The organism is Bradyrhizobium sp. USDA3010, assembly GCF_056429065.1.
In genome coordinates this window covers 94,695-118,812 of the sequence record NZ_JBWJZD010000014.1, presented here as the reverse complement: position 1 = coordinate 118,812, position 24,118 = coordinate 94,695, and the positions used below count along the sequence as shown (strand labels likewise).

Annotated in this window: 22 protein-coding genes; 17 read left to right on the top strand and 5 right to left on the bottom strand. The window is 64.2% G+C overall.

The features are described from left to right. Positions 1-23: 23 nt before the first annotated feature. Together AC066Y_RS22190 and AC066Y_RS22185 are read right to left on the bottom strand one after the other, a co-directional pair. On the bottom strand, positions 24-266 hold the full coding sequence (locus AC066Y_RS22190; RefSeq protein WP_478275721.1) for a hypothetical protein: 243 nt from the start codon (positions 264-266) through the stop codon (positions 24-26). Between the two features lie 94 nt (positions 267-360). Next, the gene (locus AC066Y_RS22185; RefSeq protein WP_478275720.1) at positions 361-1,968 is read right to left on the bottom strand and encodes an AMP-binding protein; all 1,608 of its coding nucleotides are present in this window, start codon (positions 1,966-1,968) and stop codon (positions 361-363) included. Positions 1,969-2,165: 197 nt separating this feature from the next. Between AC066Y_RS22185 and AC066Y_RS22180 the strand changes: the two genes are divergently transcribed. The 5 genes from AC066Y_RS22180 to AC066Y_RS22160 all read left to right on the top strand — a co-directional run bounded on the left by AC066Y_RS22180 (position 2,166) and on the right by AC066Y_RS22160 (position 8,189). Further along, on the top strand, positions 2,166-2,759 hold the full coding sequence (locus AC066Y_RS22180) for an N-acetyltransferase family protein (RefSeq protein ID WP_478275719.1): 594 nt from the start codon (positions 2,166-2,168) through the stop codon (positions 2,757-2,759). A gap of 244 nt (positions 2,760-3,003) precedes the next feature. Further along, positions 3,004-4,353 carry a DUF3100 domain-containing protein gene (locus AC066Y_RS22175; protein WP_478275718.1) on the top strand — a complete coding sequence of 450 codons (1,350 nt, stop codon included), beginning with the start codon at positions 3,004-3,006 and terminating at the stop codon, positions 4,351-4,353. A 23-nt stretch (positions 4,354-4,376) separates the two neighbouring features. Then, on the top strand, positions 4,377-5,546 hold the full coding sequence (locus tag AC066Y_RS22170) for a M20 aminoacylase family protein (protein WP_478275717.1): 1,170 nt from the start codon (positions 4,377-4,379) through the stop codon (positions 5,544-5,546). Beyond that, a complete protein-coding gene (locus tag AC066Y_RS22165; protein ID WP_478275771.1) occupies positions 5,543-6,943 on the top strand; it encodes an L-serine ammonia-lyase in 1,401 nt (466 codons plus the stop codon). The genes AC066Y_RS22170 and AC066Y_RS22165 overlap by 4 nt, the downstream gene beginning before the upstream one ends. A 172-nt stretch (positions 6,944-7,115) precedes the next feature. Continuing rightward, positions 7,116-8,189, top strand: a complete 1,074-nt coding sequence (locus AC066Y_RS22160; RefSeq protein WP_478275716.1) for an AraC family transcriptional regulator — start codon at positions 7,116-7,118, stop codon at positions 8,187-8,189. Positions 8,190-8,517: 328 nt separating this feature from the next. On the opposite strand, the gene AC066Y_RS22155 is transcribed toward AC066Y_RS22160, so the two are convergent. The 3 genes from AC066Y_RS22155 to AC066Y_RS22145 all read right to left on the bottom strand — a co-directional run bounded on the left by AC066Y_RS22155 (position 8,518) and on the right by AC066Y_RS22145 (position 11,581). Next, positions 8,518-9,717 carry a CaiB/BaiF CoA transferase family protein gene (locus AC066Y_RS22155; protein WP_478275715.1) on the bottom strand — a complete coding sequence of 400 codons (1,200 nt, stop codon included), beginning with the start codon at positions 9,715-9,717 and terminating at the stop codon, positions 8,518-8,520. A gap of 109 nt (positions 9,718-9,826) precedes the next feature. Further along, positions 9,827-10,801 carry a 3-hydroxyacyl-CoA dehydrogenase NAD-binding domain-containing protein gene (locus AC066Y_RS22150; RefSeq protein WP_478275714.1) on the bottom strand — a complete coding sequence of 325 codons (975 nt, stop codon included), beginning with the start codon at positions 10,799-10,801 and terminating at the stop codon, positions 9,827-9,829. A gap of 21 nt (positions 10,802-10,822) precedes the next feature. Continuing rightward, the gene (locus tag AC066Y_RS22145) at positions 10,823-11,581 is read right to left on the bottom strand and encodes an acetoacetate decarboxylase (RefSeq protein ID WP_478275713.1); all 759 of its coding nucleotides are present in this window, start codon (positions 11,579-11,581) and stop codon (positions 10,823-10,825) included. A 148-nt stretch (positions 11,582-11,729) separates the two neighbouring features. Between AC066Y_RS22145 and AC066Y_RS22140 the strand changes: the two genes are divergently transcribed. The 12 genes from AC066Y_RS22140 (at position 11,730) to AC066Y_RS22085 (ending at position 24,092) form a co-directional block, all read left to right on the top strand. Then, positions 11,730-12,917 (top strand): AraC family transcriptional regulator, encoded by a 1,188-nt coding sequence (locus AC066Y_RS22140; protein ID WP_478275712.1) that lies wholly within the window; start codon positions 11,730-11,732, stop codon positions 12,915-12,917. A gap of 353 nt (positions 12,918-13,270) precedes the next feature. Further along, on the top strand, positions 13,271-14,293 hold the full coding sequence (locus AC066Y_RS22135; RefSeq protein ID WP_478275711.1) for an AraC family transcriptional regulator: 1,023 nt from the start codon (positions 13,271-13,273) through the stop codon (positions 14,291-14,293). 180 nt (positions 14,294-14,473) lie between these two features. Continuing rightward, positions 14,474-15,283 (top strand): esterase/lipase family protein, encoded by an 810-nt coding sequence (locus AC066Y_RS22130; protein ID WP_092122169.1) that lies wholly within the window; start codon positions 14,474-14,476, stop codon positions 15,281-15,283. A 60-nt stretch (positions 15,284-15,343) separates the two neighbouring features. Then, positions 15,344-15,784 (top strand): TIGR01841 family phasin, encoded by a 441-nt coding sequence (gene phaP, locus AC066Y_RS22125; RefSeq protein ID WP_478275710.1) that lies wholly within the window; start codon positions 15,344-15,346, stop codon positions 15,782-15,784. 38 nt (positions 15,785-15,822) lie between these two features. Then, the gene (locus AC066Y_RS22120) at positions 15,823-16,590 is read left to right on the top strand and encodes an SDR family oxidoreductase (protein WP_478275709.1); all 768 of its coding nucleotides are present in this window, start codon (positions 15,823-15,825) and stop codon (positions 16,588-16,590) included. A 29-nt stretch (positions 16,591-16,619) separates the two neighbouring features. Further along, positions 16,620-18,329 (top strand): long-chain-fatty-acid--CoA ligase, encoded by a 1,710-nt coding sequence (locus tag AC066Y_RS22115; protein ID WP_478275708.1) that lies wholly within the window; start codon positions 16,620-16,622, stop codon positions 18,327-18,329. A gap of 136 nt (positions 18,330-18,465) precedes the next feature. Beyond that, positions 18,466-20,019, top strand: coding sequence for a WS/DGAT/MGAT family O-acyltransferase (locus tag AC066Y_RS22110; protein WP_478275707.1), 1,554 nt, complete (start codon positions 18,466-18,468; stop codon positions 20,017-20,019). 98 nt (positions 20,020-20,117) lie between these two features. After that, positions 20,118-21,452: an MFS transporter gene (locus AC066Y_RS22105; RefSeq protein ID WP_478275706.1), complete on the top strand. Its 1,335-nt coding sequence runs from the start codon at positions 20,118-20,120 to the stop codon at positions 21,450-21,452. A gap of 94 nt (positions 21,453-21,546) precedes the next feature. Continuing rightward, the gene (locus AC066Y_RS22100; RefSeq protein ID WP_478275705.1) at positions 21,547-22,143 is read left to right on the top strand and encodes an adenylate kinase; all 597 of its coding nucleotides are present in this window, start codon (positions 21,547-21,549) and stop codon (positions 22,141-22,143) included. Further along, a complete protein-coding gene (locus tag AC066Y_RS22095; protein WP_478275704.1) occupies positions 22,143-22,460 on the top strand; it encodes a hypothetical protein in 318 nt (105 codons plus the stop codon). Before AC066Y_RS22100 ends, AC066Y_RS22095 begins: the two co-directional genes overlap by 1 nt. Then, positions 22,451-23,248, top strand: a complete 798-nt coding sequence (locus AC066Y_RS22090; RefSeq protein WP_478275703.1) for an SDR family NAD(P)-dependent oxidoreductase — start codon at positions 22,451-22,453, stop codon at positions 23,246-23,248. The genes AC066Y_RS22095 and AC066Y_RS22090 overlap by 10 nt, the downstream gene beginning before the upstream one ends. Beyond that, on the top strand, positions 23,214-24,092 hold the full coding sequence (locus tag AC066Y_RS22085) for an esterase/lipase family protein (RefSeq protein ID WP_478275702.1): 879 nt from the start codon (positions 23,214-23,216) through the stop codon (positions 24,090-24,092). Before AC066Y_RS22090 ends, AC066Y_RS22085 begins: the two co-directional genes overlap by 35 nt. Positions 24,093-24,118 lie beyond the last annotated feature (26 nt).

The following is a 24,118-nucleotide window of genomic DNA, read 5'->3' as shown; positions in this document are numbered from 1 at the left end:
GGCCGCATCAGTCCGCGACCTTATCAAAAGCCGCACGCCATGAGTGCGGTTTCGGCCAGGCTGACGATGTCCACCCGCAGATCCGCGGTGGTCCCCTGACCGATAATGCCTTGTAGCGTCAGTTCTCCTGTGAGCGCTTCGATCATCCGTTTCATGCGTCGCTGGCATTTGATGCTCGAGCATTCGTTGTCGTGACTGAACATGTCGCAGGCTGCAATTTGCTCGTTATCGATGAATCGCCGGGAATCCAAAAATGACATGTCCAATGGATGTCGGACCAAATTGGGAGTGATTTTGGGACATGGCGATCGGGATTTCTGGCTGGCGCCGTCGGCCGGTCGGGGCAAGTTCGCTGCAGCGTCAGTCCTTGAGCAGCCGGCGCAACAGCTTGCCGGCCGGTGAGCGCGGCAACTCGGTAACGAAGCTGACATCGCGCGGTACCTTGTAAGGCGCCATGTTCTGGCGCGCCCATGCCACGAGCTGAGCGGTGTCCAGTTCGGCACGCGGGACCAGAACGATGAAGGCCTTGACCACCTCGCCCTTGGTGGCGTCGGGCGCGCCGATCACGGCTGACGCAGCCACGTCGGGGTGCTTGTTCAGAATCGATTCGACCTCTTCCGGGAAGACGCTGTAGCCGGAGACCTTGATCATCTCCTTGAAGCGTCCCATGAAGGTCAGATAGCCCTCGGCATCGAGGCGGCCCATGTCGCCGGTGTGCAGCCAGCCATTCCGCAGCGCCTCCGCGGTCGCATCGGGACGATTGCGGTAGCCCTTGAATACGCCTGGGCCGCGGATCACGATTTCGCCCGGGACGCCGGCTGGCTGGTCTGCGCCGGAGTCGGGATCGACGATCCGGATCTCGTTGCCGGGCACCGGCCTGCCATGGGTACCCCAGCGTATTGCGTCGCGCGGCATGAAGGTGTCGACCGTGTGGGTCTCGGTCAGTCCATACGCCGCCTCGAAGCTCTCGCAGTTCGGCGCGACGGCCTGCCACTGCCTGGCAAGCGCTTCGGTCCAGTCGATACCGAAACTGGTCACGGGATTGACGCGGAGGCTCCTCAGTTCGAACTCGGAAATGTTCGGGAGCTGCGTGATCGCGACGTTCATCGGCGCCACGCTGTACCACCAGCTCACCTGATAGCGGTCGATCGCCTGTGCCGTCACGAGGGGATCGAACCGGTACAGCAGCACGGACGTCGCGCCGGCGTAGACCGGAGCATTCACGCCCATCACCATGCCGGCGATGTGATAAAGCGGCGCGATCGAGAGCAGGACGTCATCGGTGCCAATCCCGTTGCAGTTCACGGTCGCGGCCGTCTTGAAGATGACGTTGCGATAGGACAGCATCGCGCCCTTGGGCCGGCCCGTGCTGCCCGACGTGTAGATCATCAGCGCCGTATCGTTCATGTCGATCGCGACATCGCGGGGCGCCGCGCCGCTTGCAGCGACGGAGAGGAAGTCCTCAATTTCGCCGGCCGTACCGGCCGGCTCGGAGCCGGATGCGAGCAGCTCATCCGGAACGCCGATCGGTGGCCGCTCGGGCAGCAGGTCCGGGTAGCGGACCACGAAGATATGCTCGAGCTTCGTCTTGTCGCGGACCTGACCTACGATCGGCAACAGTTGTTCGGCCGCGACGATCACGCGCGCGCCGAGATCGTCGAGCTGGTAGGCGAGCTCGTGCTCCCTGTTCAGCGCCCCGCAGGGCGAGGCAATGGCGCCGATCTTCTGGATGCCGTATTGCGCCATCAGATATTGCGGGCAGTTGTTCATGAACAACGCGACCGGCTCGCCCTTGGCGACGCCGAGCTGTTGCAGGCGCGCCGCGAATGCATCACTCGCGCGGTCGAGCTCGAGGAACGTGATGGCGCGGCCATACCAGATGCAGGCCGGTTTCTCGGGCCGCTCACGAGCATGCCTTCGCAGTATTTCGTGCAGCGGTCGTTCGAGGGTGTCGTTGGAAGCGCTCATGGTCATTGTCGCCAGGCTTATGTGCTCATATCGAGACGGAAAGGTGCAAACGGGCCGTTTCAGGAGTTATATTAGGACATTGGTACACCCGGCTTGCCTGATCTGGCTCCTGCGTGCAGGACAGGCGGAAAGAGCGCTGCGATCCCCGCAAGGTGGCTGCGGCGAAGTCTGGATTCCGGATTGAGTGAGCGATCTGCATGAGGAACACCAAGATGCGATCCTATCCGCGTCGCGTCAACTTCGAGAGCGGGGACGTCGAGTTTCGCCTGATGGGGCCTGCCGACGAGGCCGCCGTCCTGGAGTTTGCCAACGCGCTTGCCGTGCACGACATGCTGTTCCTGCCGCGGAATATCCGTGAGCCGAAGGTGCTCTCGGCATGGATCAAGGAGATCGAGCGTGGCTCGATCGTCAGCCTGCTGGTGGTCAAGGACGACATCGTTGTGGGGTGCGGCACGATCGTGCGGGACCCCATGTCGTGGTCGGCCCATGTCGGTGAGATCAGGACCGTGATCGCCTCGCATGTGCGCGGCACCGGCATCGGACGGGCTCTTTCCAATGAGGCGTTTGACCTCGCGCTGTCGATGGGCCTGGAACGCCTGACCGTGCAGATGACGTCCGACCAGACCCGCGCGATCGCGATTTTCGAAGCACTCGGCTTCCGCGCCGAAGCTCTGTTGCGCGACCAGGTGAAAGACCTTCAGGGCAAGACGCACGACATCGTGGTGCTTGGCGTCAACGTGGCGGATGTGCAGAAGCTCGAACCGGGCGGCTCGTCCGGAGCGATCGACTAGCACGGGGGATTAGCCGAGGAAGGCTTCGCCGTCCTCACGCCGTTCGCATCCATGACGGCAACGGTCGCGGTCATACCGGCTTTCGCGGGCTGGATTTTCGTCCCGCCAGTGTTGCAAAAAATGCAACAAAAACTGGACGGCACGATCATTGATGCAAGATGCTTTCTCCCCGATGCTGCGCGGGCAAGTTGGTTCACCGTTCACCGCATTGCCTCGCAATCATTTTCTGGAGGTGTCCAGCATCATGACGTCGACCTCTTCGCCTTCCGCAGACCTGGCCGCCCAGGCGGTCAATCCCGCAAGCACCGGCAAGCTCACGCTGTTCGTTGCCGTTCTGATCATCGTTGCCGTCGCCGAGACGGTCGGGATCGTCCAGTTCCAGATCGGACCGGGCAAGGTGCTGCTTCAACCGATGGTGTGGGCGCTGCTGATCGCGGCCGCATGGGGCCTCTCAGCGCGTTATCTGCCCGCCGCCGCGCGGATCGGGCCCGGCCTGCAGACCTATGCGGGACAATTGCTCAACGCAGGCCTGCTGCTCTTCGTGATCAAGATGGCATTCACGGTCGGCGGCGCGCTGCCGGAGGTGCAGAAGGCCGGCTGGGCGTTGATCTTCCAGGAGCTCGGGCACACCTTCGGCACGCTCGTCCTCGGCCTGCCGATTGCGCTCCTGCTCGGGGTCAAGCGCGAAGCGGTCGGCGCGACCTTCTCGATCGGCCGTGAAGGCAACATGGTGATCATCGGCGAGAAATACGGCATGAACTCCGCCGAAGGACGCGGCGTGCTGGCCGAGTACATCACCGGCACCGTACTCGGCGCGCTGTTCATCGCGCTATTGGCCGGCTTTGTCGCCAGCCTGCACATCTTCGATCCGCGGTCGCTTGCGATGGGCGCTGGCGTCGGTTCGGGCAGCATGATGGCGGCCGCGATCGGCACCATCAACGGCCACAGTCCGCCCGAGATGGCGAAGGAGCTGATTGCGATCGCCTCGGCGGCGAACCTGATGACCGCCGTTCTCGGCTTCTACTTCGCCTTGTTCTTCTCGCTGCCGGTGTGCTCCTGGCTGTATGACAGGCTGGAGCCCGTGCTCGGCCGGTTCTCGAACTTCTCGTCGGGAAACCTCGGGCCCTCGATCGCCAGCGCCGGCGAGACAAAGCACGCAACGTTCGGCTTCTCCGACTCGCTGCTCGCCTGGATTACCGTCGCGAGCGGTGTCCTGATCGGCAATTCGCTCACCTACAAGGTTCCGCTGCTGGAATCGGGCGCAGGCCTCCTGGTCGTGCTCGCGGTCGTGCTGCTGGTCGACGTCCTTGCCCGTCTGCTGTCGAAAGTGCCGCACATCCTGATCCTGCTCGTGGTCACCACCGTGCTCGGTATTCCCGGCCTGCTGCCGTTCTCCAACGCGATGATCGGCTCGGTCGACAAGCTGAACTTCCTGGCTTTCACGACCCCCGTGCTGACGCTCGCCGGCTTCTCGGTCGCCAAGGATCTTCCGATCTTCAGGAAGCTGAGCTGGCGTATCGTGGTGGTCTCGCTGACGGCCGCTTCGGGCACGTTCCTCGGTGCGACATTGATCGCCGAATTCTTCCATCGCTAACCAACGAACAGGTGGACCAACGCATGTCAAAGAAGTTTGGAATCGCCGACGATATCTGTGCCCGGATGCTGGATTGGCGTCATGATATCCATGCCAACCCGGAAACCGCGTTCCAGGAGCACCGCACCGCCCAGCTCGTGGCCGATGCGCTGATGGAGATGCAGATCCCGGTCCATCGCGGCCTCGGCGGAACCGGCGTGGTCGGAACGCTGAAGAATGGCGAAGGCCCGACGATCGCGCTGCGCGCCGACATGGACGCGCTCGATCTCCAGGAACTCGGGGACCGCGTCTACAAGTCCACCCGCGCCGGCAAGATGCACGGCTGCGGCCATGATGGCCACACCACAATGCTGCTTGGGGCAGCCGTGCAGCTCGCCCGTCACCGGCCGTTCCGCGGTACCGTCCATTTCGTTTTCCAGCCCGCCGAGGAGAACGAAGGCGGCGGCAAGAAGATGGTCGAGGAAGGGTTATTCAAGATGTTTCCGGCCGACGCGGTCTACGGGATGCACAACATTCCGAATATCCCGCGCGGAAAATTCGCGATCCGGACCGGCATTGCGACGGCCTTCCTCGATACCTTCGAGATCGTGGTGACCGGGAACGGTTGTCATGCCGCGACGCCGGAGAAGGGCATCGACCCGATCCTGGTGTCGGCCGATCTCGTCTCCGCTCTACAAGGCATCGTGAGCCGCCGCATCGGCGCAATGGACGCCGCTGTCGTGAGCGTTACCCAGATCCACGGCGGCGACACCTGGAACGTGGTGCCCGAAACCGTTACATTGCGTGGCACGGTGAGAACGCTGGACGCCGAGATACAGGATCAGATCGAGGCCGCCATGAAGCAGGTCTGCGCCGGCGTGGCGCAAACCCATGGCGCAAAGATCGATCTGAGCTACATGCGAGGTTATCCGGGGGTGATCAACACGCCCGCGGAAACCGACGCCGCAGCGTCGGCAGCCGCAAACCTCGTCGGCGTCGAACAGGTGCAAACCGACATCAAGCCGGCGATGGGATCGGAGGATTTCGCCTTCATGCTGCAAGAGCGCCCGGGCGCTTACATCTGCATCGGTGCGGGCGAGACCGCCAATGATCCGCCGTTGCACAATCCATACTACGATTTCAATGACGCCATCCTGCCGCTCGGCGCCGCCTATTGGGTCGAGCTGGTCAAGCAACAACTGCCTGCTGCCTGATGCTTTCGGTCTTCGACATATTCAAGATCGGCATCGGCCCTTCGAGTTCGCATACGGTGGGGCCGATGCGCGCGGCCGGGCAATTCGTCCGCGCGCTCGAGCGCGATGGCCTTCTTTCGAGCACGGCGCAGGTCCGCGCCGACCTCTATGGCTCGCTGGGCGCGACCGGGCGAGGGCATGCGACCGATCTCGGCGTAATCCTCGGCCTGCTCGGCGAAAAGCCCGATACGGTCGATCCGGCCCAGGTGACGCCGCAGCTCGCGGAGATCCGGCGCTCCGGCGAGTTGCGGCTGCTCAATGTTCACCCGGTCCCGTTCCGGCGCGGGCGCGATATCATCTTCCAGCCCGACAGCACGCTGCCGGAACACCCCAACGGAATTCGTCTTGCGGCGTTCACGGCCGACGGCAGTCCGCTGGCGGAGCGCTATTATTTCTCGATCGGCGGCGGGTTCGTGATCGAACGTGGCTTGGGCGACGTGGCTGGCGGCGCAGGCGGCGAGCTTCCGGTTTGGCCGTATCCGTTCGGAACCGGCGCCGAGCTGGTCGCACGCGCGCAGTCGAGCGGGCGCTCGATCGCCGACATGGTGCTGGCCAATGAGTGCGTGCATCGCACCGACGCCGACGTCCGTGCCGGCCTCCTGAAGATCTGGGAGACGATGAAGCAATGCGTCGACCGCGGCTTTGGGATCGACAACGCGGGCGCGGCCGAACCGCTGCCTGGACCGCTGAACATTCGCCGTCGCGCGCCGGCTCTCTATCGCGAACTGTCGGCCCGCAACAGCGACACCGAGAGTGTCGATCCGCTGGCTGCGATGGATTGGGTCAATGCCTTCGCGATGGCGGTGAACGAGGAGAATGCCGCGCGCGGACGGATCGTGACCGCGCCGACCAACGGCGCCGCCGGCGTGATCCCGGCCGTGCTGCATTACTACGTCAAGTTCTGTCCGGGCGCGACCGATGACGGCGTCGTTACCTTCCTGCTCACCGCGGCTGCGATCGGCATGCTCTACAAGGCGAATGCCTCGATCTCCGGCGCGGAGGTTGGCTGTCAGGGCGAGGTCGGCGTCGCTTGCTCGATGGCCGCAGGCGGCCTGACGGCCGTGCTCGGCGGTGCGCCGGCCCAGGTCGAGAACGCCGCCGAGATCGGGATGGAGCACAATCTCGGTCTTACTTGCGATCCGGTTGGGGGCCTTGTGCAGATCCCTTGCATCGAGCGCAATGCGATGGGGGCCGTCAAGGCCATCAATGCCGCCCGAATGGCGCTGCGCGGCGACGGCAAGCATTATGTCTCGCTTGATGCCGTCATCAAGACGATGCTGCAGACCGGCGAAGACATGAAGTCCAAATACAAGGAGACGTCGCTGGGCGGGCTCGCGGTGAATGTTGTGGAGTGCTGACCAGAAGCACGGCGGCGCCGACGAAATACCTCGCGACCGAATTCGGCATCGCTGGATACGACCCGCGTGCGCGCTGCCCGTTGCTGGGGATAGGGGTAGCCGGCCAGCTGCCGCCGGCATTGCGAATGATTTCGATTTAAGCAAGACTCCAAGCCTAGGGAGGAATACGACCATGAGCGCTGGAAGGCGTCTGCGAGACGCCGTGCCGGAATGTCAATTGCCGCCGGATTTCGACCAGCATGTGTATTCGGCGCAGTTGATTGCTGCCATCATCGCCGAGCTCGGCAGGCAACAGGTTCGATCGTCCGTGGCGCTGGCGGGCACCGGCTTGACCGAGGATCAGCTCGAAGCTCACACGACGCGTATCTCGTACCGGCAGATCGACATCGTGGTTCGCAATGCATTGCGGCTGTCGAACGAACCGACCGTTGCACTCCAAGCCGGACAGCGCATGCGCGTGACGGCGCACGGAATGTACGGATATGCATTGCTGAGCAGCGCGACCTATGACGATGCGCGCGCCTTCGCCAATCGGTACCTTCGGGTCGTTGGCCCGTTGTGCGACGCGAAATATTCATATGACGGCGCGGCGGTTGTCTGTGCGTTCGAGCCGTTGCATTGGCCGAATCCGACGCAGGACGTGCATCGCTTCGCGGCCGAGTTCGCCCTTTCGTCGCATTTGACAACGATGAAGGACCTGGCGGGCGAGTCATTCCGCTTCTCGCAGATTTCCCTCGCCTATGGCGAACCGGCGCATGCCCGCGCCTACCAGGTGATCTTTGACTGTCCGGTCTTGTTTCGCCAGCGCGGCAACGAGTACAGGTACCAGCTGTCGCAGGCCGACGGGCCGGTGGCGTTGGCGGATTCTCGCACCCACGGAATGGCGCGCGAGATGTGCGAGCAGGTGTTGTCCGAGGTCAATCATGCGGGCGGGATCGCTGCCGATGTCAGGCGGGTGCTGATCGAGCAGCCCGGCAGGTATCCGAACATCGAGGCGATCGCCGAGAGGCTTTCGATGCATCCTCGCGCGCTGCGGCGGAGGCTCGAAGCGGAAGATACGTCATATCGTGAGCTGCTCGCCGAGGTGCGGACGCGGCTTGCGATCGAATATCTGCGCAAGACCGCGATGACCAACGAGGAGATCGCGAACCGGCTGGGCTATAGCGACGCCGCCAACTTCCGGCATGCCTTCATCCGCTGGACCGGAAAGAGCCCCTCCGACTTCCGGGTCTCTTCGCCGATGTGAAGACCGTGCGGGCAGGACGGCGCCGCGTCTGACCGCTCGTTACGCCGCGCTGTCCATAAGTCACCTCCGGACCGGCCTCGTCGAACCTCCTCCTGGTCGAACTCCACGCATAGATTGGCGATCGACAGTAAGCGCGATGGCTGGTCAAGGAGTTAGGGACGCGTCGGGCGCTGATCGCTTCTGCTCGGGGGCGTCCTCCGAACCTCAGCTGCGCCGCATCGCCGCTGTGGTGCCCCCCGGTTCGGGCGCCTCGAGACTGGCCGCGCTCCTCACCCGAGGGCGCGGCCTTTTCTCGTGCGCGCGATGAAGGCGGCCGGTGGTCAGCGTATCATGCCAGGATCTTGCTTTCGCGCATCCCGGCGATGGCCGCGTCATCGTAGCCGGCCTCGCGCAAGATCTGTGTGCTGTGCTCGCCGACCGCGGGCGCCTTGCGCGGCCTCACCTTGGTCGCACCGTCGACAAAGAACGGGCTGTCGATGGTCAGCATCTCGTCGTTCTCGAACGGCACCAGCACGCCGGCCGCCAGCATTTGCCGGTCGGCGCACAGGTCGCCCATCTCGGCAACGCATTCGAAGACGATGCCCGCTTCATCGAGGCGCGCCCGCCATTCGTCCCGGTCGCGTGCCGCGAATGCCGCGTCGAACAGGGCGATCAGTTCCGCGGAGCGGGCGAAGCGATCGGCCTGCTTGGCAAAGCGCGGATCAGTGAGCAGATCGTCGAGGCCCAGGCATTTCGCTACGGTCGGAAAGTCGCGCTGCTCGTTGACGATCGCGAGCAGCAGCCAGCGGCCGTCGCGGCAGCGGTAGTAGCAGCCGAGGGCATTGAACAGATTCTCGCGCGGTGGCCGCGGCGTGAACGTCGCCCCGCACAGCGCCGCCTGCGCCATGATGCCGTTCGACCAGACGCCGTTGGCGAGCAGCGAGGAGCCGACCCGGGTGCCGCGGCCGGTCCGCTCGCGCTGATACAGCGCCACCGCGACGGCCGCGAACAGCGAAACGCCCGACGGGTGATCACCCATGCCGGCGAGCGCCCGCGCCGGCGGCGTGCTGGCGTCGCTCCGCACCATGTCCATCAGTCCTGAACGCGCCCAGTAGGCAGTGACATCGAAGCCCGGCTTTCCCGCCTCGTCGCCGGTTTCGCCATAGCCGGTGAAGGATGCGTAGATCAGCCGATCATTCGCCGCGGCAAGCCGCTCGTAGCTGATCGCGAGCTTCCTGCGGACGGCGAGCGGATAATTGGTGATGAATACATCGGCGGTGGCGGCCAGGCGATGCAGCACCGCCTGGCCTTCGGGCTTCGATAGATCGAGCGCAAGTCCGCGCTTGTTGCGGTTATCGAGCAACCAGCCATAGGGTTGGTCGGATCTCGGCATGCCCGGTAGCTTCGGAACCTGACGGAACGCGTCGCCTGCGCCGGGCGGCTCGATCTTGATCACGTCGGCGCCGAAGTCTCCCAACAGTGTCGCGGCGGTTGGCGCGGCGATGAAGCTGCCGCAGTCGATGACCTTCAATCCCTCGAAGATGCTCATGAGCGTCCGTCTCCGCTTGATGCCCGAGGATCACCCCGGGCGCGTCTGGATTCCGAAAGATGGCGACCGCCTGTGTCCGCGAGCGCGCGCAGCTTTGAGGGCGAGCCGACTATGTGCGATCCCTGCCGTTGCGTGCCGCCAGCACGTGCAACAGCGCCACCTGCGTGTCGTCGCGCTCGCGCTCCATCCGCGGGATCGGCGTCCTGCCGAAAGACGCCGCAGCCTGGTCGATGATCCTGTGCTGTAGCGCCTCGTCGAGATCGACCTGCGGAATCACCTTGAACGACGCGGCCATGTTCTTGCCGAGATGCTGGAAGAACGATTCGAGTCCCTTCGGTCCACCGCCCATGTGGAACGAGCTGAACGGCCCATTCACGGCCCAGCGCAATCCGATCGAGCTGGTGACGATGTCGTCCAACTCGTCGACCGTCACGACGCCTTCCTGCACGAGATAGCAGGCCTCGCGCATGATCGCGCGCTGCAGCCGGTTGGCGACAAAGCCCTGAATCTCCTTTTTTAGCACCCGCGGCACCTTGCCGAGCGCCTCGTAGAACGCCACGGCGTCGGCGGTCGCCTGCGGATCGGTTTGCTCGCCGGGAACGACCTCGACGAGCGGGATCAGATGCGGCGGGTTGAAGGGATGGCCGACGAGCAGCCGGCTGGCATCCTTCATCTCTCGCGCCTGCTCGGTGGCCGGCCGCGCCGAGCTCGAGGACAACAGCAACGCATGCCTCGGCACCGCTGCCTCGATCTGTGCCCAGAGCTGCTGTTTCCATTCGGGTTTCTCCGGGCCGTTCTCCTGCACGAGGTCGGCACCGGCGACGGCGCGCGCGAGATCCGGCTCGAAGCGCAGATTGCGCTCCAACCCCTCATGCGGCAGGCCGAGCTTCAGCAATGTCGGCGCGATCTTGATCAGGGCGGCCTTGGTCGTGGCCTCGATGCCGGGCTGCGGATCGTTGATCACGACATTGAGCCCGTGCGCGAGAAACAGCGCTGCCCATGAGGAGCCGATGACGCCGGCCCCGATAACGCACACATTGCGATAGCGGTTGAGCGCCGCGGCGCGATCTGCGGATGATGGCATGGCTTTCTCCGACGTGTTCGCTTACCGCGGCTGATCGAGATAGTTGTGGCAGCGCTTGGCGCGGGACAGCGTCAAGTCGGTCATGATGTGGCTGCACGCGACGATCTCGCGCACCGGAAAATCGGCCATCGGGGCCAATGCGTGGGCGAACAGCTCCAGCCGGGCCGGGCCGGTCCAGGCGCCCTTGACGGTGATGTCGGTGATCTCGGAGCGCAGCAGCTCGCAGATGCGCGGCTCGCCCGCCGGCTTCGGACTGTCATAGGTCCACAGGATCTTCAGCATGAAGGTCGGTACGCAGATCTCGGCCTTTGCCTTTTCGAGGTCCAGCGCGCGGTGCTTGTAACCCATCGTCGCGGTGGCCACGCGCAGGCTGCCATAATCCATTGTGCCGACCAGCGTGTCGGAATCGATATAGAGCTTCGGCTTGCCGATCACCTTGGGATAGCCGCTGATTTCGCGGCCGGACGCCAGCGCCGGCAGGCTATCGAGGTACATCGCGTGAAGGTACTCACCCTTTTCGTCGCTAAAGCGCACCTGGACGGCCTGGCCGCATTCGGTGTAGTCGCCGAGACCGGAGGTGTCGGGCATCCGCATGATTTCCCAGCGGACCAGCGGATCGTCGATCTCCAGCGGCTCGGGAACGACGGCGCGCAACGCCTCGATGTCGGTGCGATACAGGATGTTGAGGTATTCGCGGTTGGTGAAGCGAAACGGTCCGCGGGGAAATGCCGGGGCGCCGATTGGCGTCGTCAGCTGCTTGAGAATGTCCTCCCGTCGCATCCGCTCCTCCCTTGATGGCGCTTGCCGTGGTCCGTGCGGGCCCTCCGGCTGCGTGCCGGTTGTCGAGCAAGGCATCGCGAGCGTAGCGATCTCGCGAGGCGGAGAAAGGTGCGATTGGACCGCCGACCGGGTGACTTCCGGACGCGGAATGCGGCGCGCGCAGCGCGCGGGTACCCCATCATTGCGTCGCCTGCGTGATCGGGCTTACGTTTGGAGCGGTAGATCAATCGTGGAGCGGAAACGCGCGGAATGCGAGGGACACGCGATCGGAATGACCAGGCAAGATTCGCACGCAAGCCAATCGCCGAGCCGAATGCTGCCCAGCTTCGCGCAGCGAATATTCCCGCCGCATTCGATCGCGGCCATCGCGGCCGAGCTTCGCGAGCAGGGCATTGATCCAGCTGAGGTTCTCGAGGGCACCGGGCTTGTGATCGGCCAGCTCGAGTCCCATACGACGCGAATATCCTATCGGCAGCTCGACACGGTGATCCGCAATGCGCTGCGGCTGGCAAGAGACCCCGCCATCGCGCTGCACTCCGGAGCGCGAATGCATGTTACCGCCTACGGCATGTACGGATACGCGCTGCTGAGCAGTGCAACGCATGCGGAGGCCCGCGACTTCGCAGCGCGATACATCCGCGTGGTGGGTCCGTTCTGCGATTTCGACCTCTCTTATGATGGTGAGACGGTGGTGGCGACGTTCCAGCCCATGCACTGGCCGAATCCGACCGAGAGTGTGCATCGCTTTGCGGTGGAGTTCGCACTGGCCGCGCATCTGACGACCATCCGCGACCGCTCCGGTCAGGGCTTCGGGTTCTCGCGCGTGCTGCTCGACTACGCACCGCCGCCATCCACAGCGGCGTATCGTGATCTTTTCGGATGCCCGGTCCTGTTCAATCAGCATCATTGTGGATACGAATACGCGCGCAATGACGGCCCGCGGGCGCTGGCAAATCCGCGTACCCACGCCATGGCGCGCGAGATGTGCGAGGAGATCCTCGGCGAGGTGAACCGCGCCGGCGGCGTTGCCGCCGATATCCGCCGGCTACTGATCGAGCAGCCGGGCAGTTATCCAAGTATCGAGGCGATCGCCGAGCAGCTCGACATCTATCCCCGCGCGCTACGGCGCAAGCTCGAGGCGGAGGGAACCTCATATCGCGGCCTGCTTGCAGAAGTGCGCATGCGGCTCGCGATCGAGTATCTGCGCAAGACGCGCATGACCAATGAGGAGATCGCGAGCCGCCTTGGCTACAGCGACGCGGCCAACTTCCGCCACGCCTTTTCGCGCTGGACCGGCAGGAATCCATCCGAGTTCCGGGGCGACGAGGGTCTTTAGACCCCGGGATATCCAAGAGGCGCTTCGCCGGCTCTGTCCGTAGTTCACCGGCAAATTGGTTCAATCGAACCTTTTGTGCGGCCGAAGCGCGCGTAAGCTCGGCGCCGTGGTTGCGCTCGCGATCGCGTTCTCCCAACCTGGACCGCCCTCCCTCGGCGGTCCTTCTTTTGGCCGGTCTTGTCCGGAACTCACCCCCAAACGCGACCAATCGAACCTTCCGTTGCCTGGTCCGGCTTACTACCCTCCCGGATTGCGGGACCGGAAACGGGCGCGCAAGGCGGACGAGGAAGCTCGTGTATCACCCGTCACCAAATCTCTTGCAGTGTCTCTATTCGCCGCAACGGATCGCTGCGGTGGTGGACGTCCTAGCCGAGGACGGGATCTCCGCGTCACGCGCGCTCGGCGGGGCCAATTTGACGAGTACCGACCTGAGGGATTCGTCGGTACGCGTCTCCTATCGGCAGGTCGCGACGGTCTTTCGCAATGCGATGCGGCTGTCGCGGGATCCGTCGGTCGCGTTTCGCGCCGGAGAACGAATGCATGTCATGGCTTACGGCATGTATGGCTATGCCATGCTGAGCAGCCGGACCCGAGCCGAAGTCATCGACTTCGCGGCCAAGTATGGTCGCATCCTCGGAACGGTCGCCGACATCGACCTTGCCCGCAAGGACGATACGGTGAGCTGTCTGCTCGAGCCTCTGCTCTCGCGCGATCCGGCCGATGACGTCTATCGGTTCGCGCTTGAATTCGCGTTTGCGACCTATCAGACGCTGAGCCGCGACGTCTATGGCAGCTCGTTCCGTTTCTCGAAGCTGAGCGCCGCCTATGCGCCGCCGCCGCATGCCGGGACCTACGATCGCATCTTCCAGTGTCCGGTCGAGTTCGACCAGTGCAGGAACGCGCTGGAGTTCGACGCGGCCTGGATCGACCATCCGGCGGTCTGCCCCGACGAGATGACCAGGGCGATGGCAGGCCGATTCTGTGATCAGCTTTTCGATCATGTCGTGCCGGACGACGGCCTCGCCGCCGACATCCGGCGGCGGCTCGTCGAGCATCCCGGCCGCTTCCCGAGCATCGAGGCGATGGCGGCGGAGCTCGCGATTCATCCGCGGACGTTCCGCCGCAGGCTACAGCTGCAGCGGAAAACCTACCGGCAGATCGTCTCCGAGGTCCGTATGCAGCTCGCCGTCGGCTATCTGCGCAACACGCAAATGACCAATGACGAGATCGCCACGCGGCTCGACTACAGCGACGCGGCGAACTTCCGCCACGCTTTTGTCCGCTGGACCGGCAAGAGCCCTTCGGACTTCCGCGATCGCCGGGCATCACGCATCGCAGAAGGGGCGCAAGATTTATTGGCGGATGTCCCAAACTAACCGGTCAAGCGGGCCAATTGCACCTTTTACGGGTCTGACCTGCTCGATAGCGTTTTGAGACCAAGAGGATGCGCGGTTGCGCGATCGGGTCCGCACGGAGCCGCTCGCGGAGCGAGGCAGCAATCATAAAATGTCGGGTCGTGCGGGACACGCTGCATGATTCGGGAGGGGACATTCTGCATGAATACGGTCGTCGACCGCTCTGCGCCGCCGTCGCAATTGCTGCTCGCGCTCGAGGTGCGTGGGATCTGGGAGCTGCAGGCGTTCTTCGCAAGCTACCCGCTGCTTCGCCGCGCGCCGCGCGGCGACGGACATCCGGTCCTCGTATTGCCGGGGCTCTCCGCCAGCGATATCTCGACGCGACCGTTGCGCGCCTACCTGAAGGCGCAAGGCTACGCGGTACATGGCTGGAAGCTTGGACCCAATCGCGGACCGCGTCCCGGCGTCGAGGCCGCCATGGACGCAAGGCTGGCCGAGCTCGCCGAGCGATACAAGCGCAAGGTCAGCCTGATCGGCTGGAGCCTTGGCGGCGTTTTTGCCCGCGAGATTGCACGGCGTGCACCCGATCTGGTCCGCCAGGTGATCACGCTCGGCAGCCCGTTCGCCAACGAGCCGAAGGCAAGCAATGCCTGGCGTCTCTACGAGATCCTGAGCGAGCGCCAGGTCGACGACTGGCCCGACAGGGACATGATGAAGTTGCCGCCGCCGGTACCGAGCACGGCGATCTACTCACGCACCGACGGCATCGTCTCGTGGTGGGGTTGCCGCGAGCAGCATGCCGACCGGACGCAGAACATCGAGGTCGAAGGCAGTCATTGCGGGCTCGGACACAATCCGGCCGTGCTCTATGCGATTGCGGACCGCCTCGCGCTCGGGGAGGAAGAATGGTCGCCATTCGACCGCAGCGGTCTCCGCGGCATGGTCTACCCCGATCCGGATCGAGCCGATGACAGCGTCGCCCTGTTTCGGCCGCGCTGGCCGGCGGCCTGACGCGTAGTCCACGGGTCGGCGTTTCGCCGCCGCCAGCCAAACACCAGAGGGAGGACGTCGATGGGGACCGATGACAGGCAATCCGACGCAGGTGGCACGGGCGCGATGCCGTGGCTCGGGGATCTGAAGAAAATGGCCGAGAAGTTCGCGCTGCCCGGGTTCGATGTCGCCGCGTTGGTCGAGTGGCAGCGCAAGGACATGGAAGCGTTGGTGGAGGCGAACCGGCAGGCCTACGAGGGCATCCAGGCGCTGGTCAGCCGGCGCAACGAGATCCTGCAGGAGACGCTCGCGCAGTGGCAGGCGGCGATGAAGGGCTTCGCAAGCGGTGAAGCCATGACGAAGCAGACGGAGACCGCCAGGCAGCAGGTCGAGAAGGCGGTCGCGGATTTCCGCGAGCTGTCGCAGCTGGAGGCGCAGGCGCGCAACAACGCCTGGATGGTCATGCAGGAGCGCATGCAGGAGAACCTTACGAACCTTCAGAAGCTGTTGCAGCCGAAGTAGTGCTGCACGTGTGAGGCGCCAACCATCGGGGGAAAGCCATGAGTCTGGCCAAGTTGCAGGACTTGACAGGTCGCGTCGCGCTCGTCACGGGCGGATCGCGAGGTCTCGGTCTTCAGATCGCCGAGGTGCTGGGCGAACTCGGTGCCAAGGTCGCGATCACCGCGCGCAAGCGGGATGAGCTTGATGCCGCGGCTGCTCACCTCAAAGGGCTTGGCATCGAGGCGCTTCCGGTGGTTTGCGACATGGGCAGGCTGGAGACAATCTCGCCGATGATCGAGCAGGTCGTGGCCGCGCTGGGCCCGGTCGACATCCTCGTCAACAATGCCGGGACTTCCTGGGGTGCCGCCACGATCGAGCATACCCTCGACGGCTGGAACAAGGTGATCAACCTGAATGTAACTGCGATCTTCATCGCCACCCAGGAGGTCGGCCGCCGCTGCATGGTGCCGCGGCGAAGCGGCAAGGTGATCAACATTGCGTCGATCCAGGGCCTCACCGGCTGCTATCCGGAAGGCACACCGACGCTGGCCTACAACACGAGCAAAGGCGCGGTCGTCAACCTGACCCGTACGCTCGCCAATGAATGGGCGCCGCTCGGCATCAACGTCAACGCGATCGCGCCGGGCTATTTCCCGACCAAGATGACCGCGCAGCTCGACCAGAGCGCGACCGCGCATATGGCGCCGATGAATCGCGAGGGCGGCCCCGAAGACCTCAAGGGCGTCGTCGCGCTCCTCGCCTCCGATGCCTGTGCATTCATCACCGGCCAGACCATTGCCGTCGACGGCGGCGTGACCGCCGTCTGATCCGAGAGACCATAGAAGGGAGAGATCTCATGAACGACATGCCCTGGATCCGATCCTATCCCGACGGCGTGCGCTGGGACATCGAGATCGCTGCTGGACCCGTGCAGAAGATATTGGGCGATGCCGTCGCCAAATGGCCGGATCGTCCCGCGATCGATTTCATGGGCAAGCGGATTAGCTACGCCGAGCTCGGGCGGCTCACCGATCGCGTGGCCAAGGGCCTGCAGCTCCTTGGCGTGAAGCCGGGCGTTCATGTCGGCCTCTATCTGCCCAACACGCCGCACTACATCATCTCGTTCTTCGGCATCCTCAAGGCAGGCGGCACGGCGGTCAACTACTCGCCACTAGACGCCGCCAAGGTGCTCGAACACAAGATCGAGGACAGCAAGACCGATATCCTGATCACGCTCGACATGGTTTCGCTCTATCCGCAGATGGCGGCGATGCTGGGCAAGACAAGATTGAAGAAGCTGGTCGTCGGCTCGCTTGGCGAGATCACGGCCGACCCCGACACCGTCGTCAACGAGATGAAGGCGGCCAAGCAGCTGAGCGAAGTCGCCTGGGATGATCGTCACATCAGCTTCGGCCAGCTGACCCATAATGATGGCGCCTACCGGGCCTATCCGATCGATGATCCGCGCGAGACGATCGCCGTGCTGCAATACACCGGCGGGACGACAGGGTTGCCGAAGGGGGCGATGCTCACCCACGCCAACCTGACCAGCGCGTGCCAGCAGTACCGGGCGACCACGGCCGGCTCGCCGCCGGTGCTGGTCGATGGGCAAGAGCGCTTCCTGGCTGTCTTGCCACCGTTCCACATCTACGCGCTTTCCGTGAATGTACTGTTCGGCGTCTTGATGGGCGCGGAGATCATCCAGCACGTCCGTTTCGATCCGAAAGCCGCGCTCGAGGAAATCTCGACGAAGTCGGTCAGTGTCTTCTGCGGGGTGCCGACCATGTTCACCGCGCTGATCAACCATCCGGAGACGCCGAAGCACAGCCTGCGCGCGCTGAAATATTGCGGATCCGGCGGCGCGCCGTTGCCGCTCGAGGTGGCGCAGCAATTCGCCTCGATCACGGGCTGCAATTTGAGTGAAGGCTGGGGCATGACCGAGACCTCGCCGAGCGGCACCTACACGCCGGCGCAGCATGGCGCCATGCGCAAGGCCGGCTCCTGCGGCATGCCGATGCCCGGCATCGTCATCAAATTCCTCAACGTTGACGACGGCAGTGGATACGTCCCGCTCGGCGAGCGCGGCGAGATCTGCATCAAGGGCCCGAATGTCATGAAGGGTTACTGGAATAAGCCGGACGCCACCGCCGAGGTGACGACCGCAGACGGCTACCTGCGCACGGGCGACGTTGGCTACATGGATGAGGATGGCTTCATCTTCATCGTGGACCGCACCAAGGACATGCTCCTGTGCAGCGGATACAATGTGTATCCGCGCGTCCTCGAAGAGGCGATCTACAAATATCCGGCGGTCGAGGAGGTCGCCGTGATCGGCATCCGCGACGAGTATCGCGGCCAGTCGCCGAAGGCGTTCATCAAGCTGAAGTCGGACGCCAAGCCGTTCAAGCTCGAAGAGCTGCAGGCGTTCCTGAAGGACAAGCTCGGCAAACACGAGATGGTGCAGGCGCTCGAAATCCGCGCCGAACTGCCGAAGACCGCGGTCGGCAAGCTTTCGAAGAAGGAGCTGTACGACGAGGAAGAGCGCGCGGCCCGGGCGCAGGCCTGAGAGCGCCTGCGTGAACCGGATCGGCAGCGGCGGAGAGGCGTCAGGCCCGACCGCAACGCAATGACCGTGACGCGCGAGATATCGGCATACAGTCATTAAGTCGGCGATCGCCGCCACAACGTCATGGGAGGGAAGAATGGATCAACTCAGCAGCATGGATGCATCGTTCCTGCATCTCGAAACGCCGGAGACGCCGATGCATGTCGGCAGTCTCATGATCTTCGATCTCCCAGAGGGCTATCAGGGCGACTACTACGAGGATGTCAAGGAGATGCTCGGCAAGCGTCTCCATCTCTCGGCATTGCTGAACCGCAAACTGGCGCAGATGCCCTTCCAGCTTGCCGAACCGGTCTGGATCGAGGACGATGATATCGAGCTCGATTATCATGTGCGGACCGTCACCTTGCGGCGGCCAGGCACCATGGCACAGCTCGAGCAGCTCGTCGCGCGATTGCACGCCTCGTTGCTCGACCGCAGCCGTCCGCTGTGGGAGATGTATGTCATCGATGGCCTCGAGAACGGCCAGGTCGCGTTCTACACCAAGGCGCATCACAGCGGCGTCGACGGCAAGGCCGGTGTCGAACTCGCCAAGGTGCTCTATGATGTCTCGCCCAAGATGCGCGAGGTGCCGCCGCCACGGCGCAAGCGCGCCGCCGCGCAATACCAGCTCGGCGTGACCGAGCTATTGCAGGCGGCGGCCAACAACGCGGCCCAGCAATATCGCAAGCTCGCGGAGCTCCTGCCGACGGCGGCCAAGGCGCTCGGCACGGCCGCGAGCGTGGTGGCCAGCCAGCGGTCGCAAAAGGGGGAGCGCTCGCTCAGCCTCGGGTTGGCCCCGAAGACGGTGTTCAACGACTCCATCACCAATCAGCGCTCCTACAGTACGATGTCGTTGCCGCTGGCCGACATCAAGGTCCTGGGCAAGCGTGTCGGCGGTACCGTCAACACCATCGTCATGGCGATGTGCAGCATCGCGCTGCAACGCTTCCTCGCCGAGCGCGGCCTGCTGCCCAAGGAGGCCCTGATCGCGATGGTGCCGGTTAGCCTGCGTGCCGAAGGCGACAAGGCGATGAACAACCAGGTTTCGGCGGTGCGCGTCGACCTGGCGACCGATATCGATGACCTGCCGACCCGCTTCAAGGCGATCCACGCGTCATCCGAGGCGGCCAAGGCGGTGGTGCGCGAACTCAAGCCGGTGCTCGGTGTCGATGTGCCGATCACAGGTTCGCCGTGGCTGATGACCGGGCTCGCCTCACTGCTCGGGCGCTCCAACCTCGCCAGCCGCATGCCGGCAGCGGGCAACGTGCTGATCTCCAATGTGCCGGGGCCGGGGCAGCATCTCTACATGGCCGGTGCACGGATGGTGCATTATTTCCCGGTCTCGATCCCCTATCACGGCAGCGCGCTGAACATCACGGTGCACAGCTATGCGGGCCTACTCGAATTCGGTCTGACCGCATGCCGGCGTGTACTCACGCAGGACGAGTCCTACGAGATGATCGAGCATCTCCGGGCGGCCCTACGCGCGATCGAAGCCCTGCCGCCGGTCGAGGCCGAGATCGTCGAGTTGACGACGCAGGCTGCGGCTCAATCGAAGGTGGCACCGGCGGCCGCGGCGTCGGTGACGGTCATCCAGACAGACGAGGTGCCGCCGGCCGCCGCAAACGACAAGGCGAGCCGGGCCAGCTAGGCGCCCGGGCCTTCAACGCGTCACATCGCCGGAGCTGGGGACGCCACCACGGTCTCCCGCTCGGCGTCGGACTCAAAAGAACATTGGAGGACACCAGGATGCACCCACCCGCCGCAAAGGGATCTCTGTCGGTATTGGAAAGTCCGGCGCACAAATCCCTGTTCTCGAAGATCGATTGGCGCCTGATCCCGCTTTTGTTGATCGCCTATATGATCGCCTATCTCGACCGCATCAATATCGGCTACGCACAGTTGCAGATGAAGCAGACGCTGCCGTTCGACGATGCGGTCTATGGTCTCGGCGCTGGCATCTTCTTCGTCGGATATTTTCTGTTCGAGGTGCCGAGCAACCTACTCCTGGAGCGGATCGGCGCGCGCAAGACCCTGCTGCGCATCATGGTGCTATGGGGGCTCGCGGCAGCCGCCATGATGTTCGTGTCGACACCGTTCCAGTTCTATCTCGTCCGGTTCCTGCTCGGTGTGTTCGAGGCCGGCTTCTTTCCCGGCGTGATCCTGTACTTCACCTATTGGTATCCGTCGGCGCGGCGGGGACAGGTGATCGCCACCTTCATGTCGGCGACGACGATCGTGTCTGTAATCGCCGGCCCGCTGTGTGGCTCGATCCTGAAATACCTCGACGGTGCCGGCGGTCTTCATGGCTGGCAGTGGCTGTTCCTCGTCCAGGGCCTGCCGGCGCTGATTCTTGGCATCCTGGTTTACGCCTTGCTCGAGGACAAGCCCGAGCGGGCCGCGTGGCTCTCGAAGGACGAGAAAGCCTTGCTCGAAGACGCCTTCCGGCGCGATGAGAAAGACATCGCGAGCGAACCCTCGGGAACGTTCGGGCAGATGCTCAAGGACCCCAAGGTCTATGTGCTGTCGTTCGTCTATCTGCTCCTGCTCGGCGCGACCTACACGATGGTGTTCTGGATGCCGACCCTGATCCAGAGTTGGGGCGTCAAGGATCTGTTCCTTGTGGGCGTTTATGCCGCGATCCCGAATGCCGCTGGCGTCATTGGCATGATCCTGATCGGCCGACACTCCGACAAGTGGCACGAGCGTCGCTGGCACTACGCCGCCTGCGTCGCGATCGCCGCTTTCGGCCTGTTCATCACGACGATGCTGCAAGGCAACCTCGTCGGGTCAATCCTTGCGCTGTCCTTTGCGGTGATCGGAATTGCGTCGGCAACGCCGCTGTTCTTCGCGCTGACCAGCGAATATCTTTCCACCGGCGCCGCCGCCGGAGGGCTTGCGCTGATCAGCAGTCTTGGCAACCTCGGTCCGGCGATCAGCCCTTCGATCAATGGACTGATCGTGCGAGGCACCGGCGACAACATCTACAGCATGTACTTCGTGATGGCGCTCTACGTGTTGTCGGGGTTGCTGTTGCTGCTGTCGATGCGGCCTGCTCCCAGTGCGCGGCTGGCGATGGCGTGAGGACAATTCGAGCAACCCGGCTCGCACGGAGCCAGATTGCTCGACGCTCCGTCGGAAAGCTGCCGGTGATCAAGCGAATATCGGGACACATGCGATGAGGATCGTTCTGCTGGGGCCGCCCGGTGCGGGCAAGGGAACGCAGGCGAGGCGCCTGGTCGAGGAGTACGACATACCGCACCTTTCGACAGGCGACATGCTGCGTGCTGCGGTCGACGCGGACACCGGCATCGGACGGAAGGTCAAGGATATCATGGTGAGTGGTGGCCTCGTTCCGGATCAGCTCGTGATCGCCGCGGTGATCGAACGCATCTCGCAAGCGGATGCCGAGCGCGGCTTTGTGCTCGACGGCTTCCCGCGGACGATGGCACAGGCAGTCAGATTCGATGATCTGCTCGATACCGAAGGTCTGGCGATCGACCACGTCGTTGAGCTCCGGGCCGACGAGACGGTGTTGTTGGACCGGATCGAGGCGCGGGCCCGCGAAGCGCGAGAGCAGGGCGGTGCGGTGCGCGCCGACGACAACCACGAAACGCTCAAGCTCCGTATCGACGCCTACAACGAGCAGACCGCGCCGCTGGTCGACTATTATCGATCGCGGAACATCCTCAGAACCGTCGACGGGCTGCAGCCAGTCGAGGCCGTCGCCCTCGACGTCGTCAGAGCGATCGGCCAAGATCGTTCGGTGACGTGATGCCGGCGATACAAAATCGCGATCCGCAGGCCCGACTGTCGAGCCATGTCGACCGGATCGAGGTGCTGGAGCCGTTGCGCAGGTCGCTTGGTGAGGTGAACGAAACGGCCGCTCAATTCGAGCAGGCCCAGGCGTTGCTGCGGGCGATCGAACGGTTCTCCCGCACATATGCTGCCGACCGGAAGTGCGCCGGCACGCCTGCCGAGCTGGTGTGGCGCGACGCACGTCGTCTGGCGCGGCGGCGGCTTGTTGCGCGCGCCGTTCGTGGATCGCGCAGAACCGTTCTGGCAGCGAAGCGAGGCGCCTCATGTCGGTGAGCGGAAATGAAGGTCAATGCGCGCTGGTGACCGGCGCAGCGGGCGGCATTGGTCTCGAGCTCGCGCGCGTGCTTGCGGCCAATCGATTCAGCCTCGTGCTGCTGGCGCGCAGCCGCGACAAGCTGCAGGAGCTTGCCCGCGAGCTCAAGGCCGATCACGGCACCAAGGTGACCATCGTTGCCGCCGATCTGAGCGAGCCGGCGGCGCCGCAGGCGGTGTTCGATTCGCTGAAGGACGCCGGCGTGCGGGTCGACCTCTTGGTGAACAATGCCGGCCTTCTGCTCGAAGGACGCGTCAGCGCAATCGGCCTCGATGACCAGTTGCGGCTGCTGCAGGTCAATGTCGTAGCCATGACGGCGTTGACTCGTCTCTTCCTCGCGCCGATGCTCGAGCGCAACAGTGGACGGATCCTGAATGTTGCGTCAGTCGCGGCGTTCATGCCGGTGCCAAACTTTGCGGTCTATGCCGCGTCAAAGGCCTATGTGCTGTCGTTCGGCGAGGCATTGTCCCAGGAATTGAGCGGCAGCAAGATCACGCTGACGACGTTGTGTCCCGGCGTGACGGACACCGGAATGGTCCACGGCACCAATCTCGGAAATATGCCGAGCATGATGATCATGGATGCGAAGACCGTCGCGCAGAAGGGCTATCGCGCCTGCATGGCGGGAAAGCCGGTACATGTCGCAGGAATTGCCAACGAGCTGGCGGTCCAATGGATCAAGTATCAGCCGAGTTGGCTGTTGCGGGCCATCGGTGGGGTATTCGGAAAGGCCGCGCCGCCGAACTGACGTCTCGTGCTCGCCGGCGATGCACGGTTGCCGGGCTATTCTTGACCATCAACAAGGGACGTTGCTCATGGGACGTGACGAGCAGACCGTCGAACCACCCTCGCTCGCGCTGCTTGCCGCGGAAGGGCGCGGTATTCTCGACATCCCGGCGCTTCTTGCCGTGGCGGCGCCGCTTCTGGCGACCGCGCCGCGGGGGCAGCGGCATCCGGTCATGGTTCTGCCCGGGTTGGGCGCCGATGACCGGTCGACATTGGCGATACGCTCATTCCTCGAGTTCCTCGGTTATCAGGTTCATGGATGGGGCCGCGGCCGCAACGTGCGCGCGCCGGACGCGGACCTCTCCGCCGTGGCGGCGCGAGTCATCGAACTCGAAAAGCAGGGCGGCTCGAAGGTCAGTCTGGTCGGCTGGAGCCGCGGCGGCATCATCGCGCGCGAGGTTGCGCGGCAGATCCCCACGGCGGTGCGGATGGTCATCACGCTCGGCAGCCCGTTCGCGGCTCCGGGTGCGAGCAATGTCCGCGCGATCTGGCGGCTCCTGACCGGTCAGAAATATGAGCCGCCGACCGCCGAGCGGATCAGCCGCCTCGCGCACCCGATCCCCGTGCCGACAACATCGATCTATACCCGCACCGATGGCGTGGTGGCGTGGCGCGCCTGCCTGGAGCAGGAGGGTGGGGAGCGCGAAAACGTGGAGGTGAACACGACGCATATCGGGCTTGGCTTTCACGCGCCGGCGCTGTGGGTGATTGCCGATCGCCTCGCCCAGCCGATGGGCAGCTGGAAGCCGTTTCGGCCGCCTCCGCAGGTCGCGTTCTGGTTTCCGGCAACGGCGCGTCGCGATTGAGGTCGCAAAGGCGCGGCCTGCCTCAG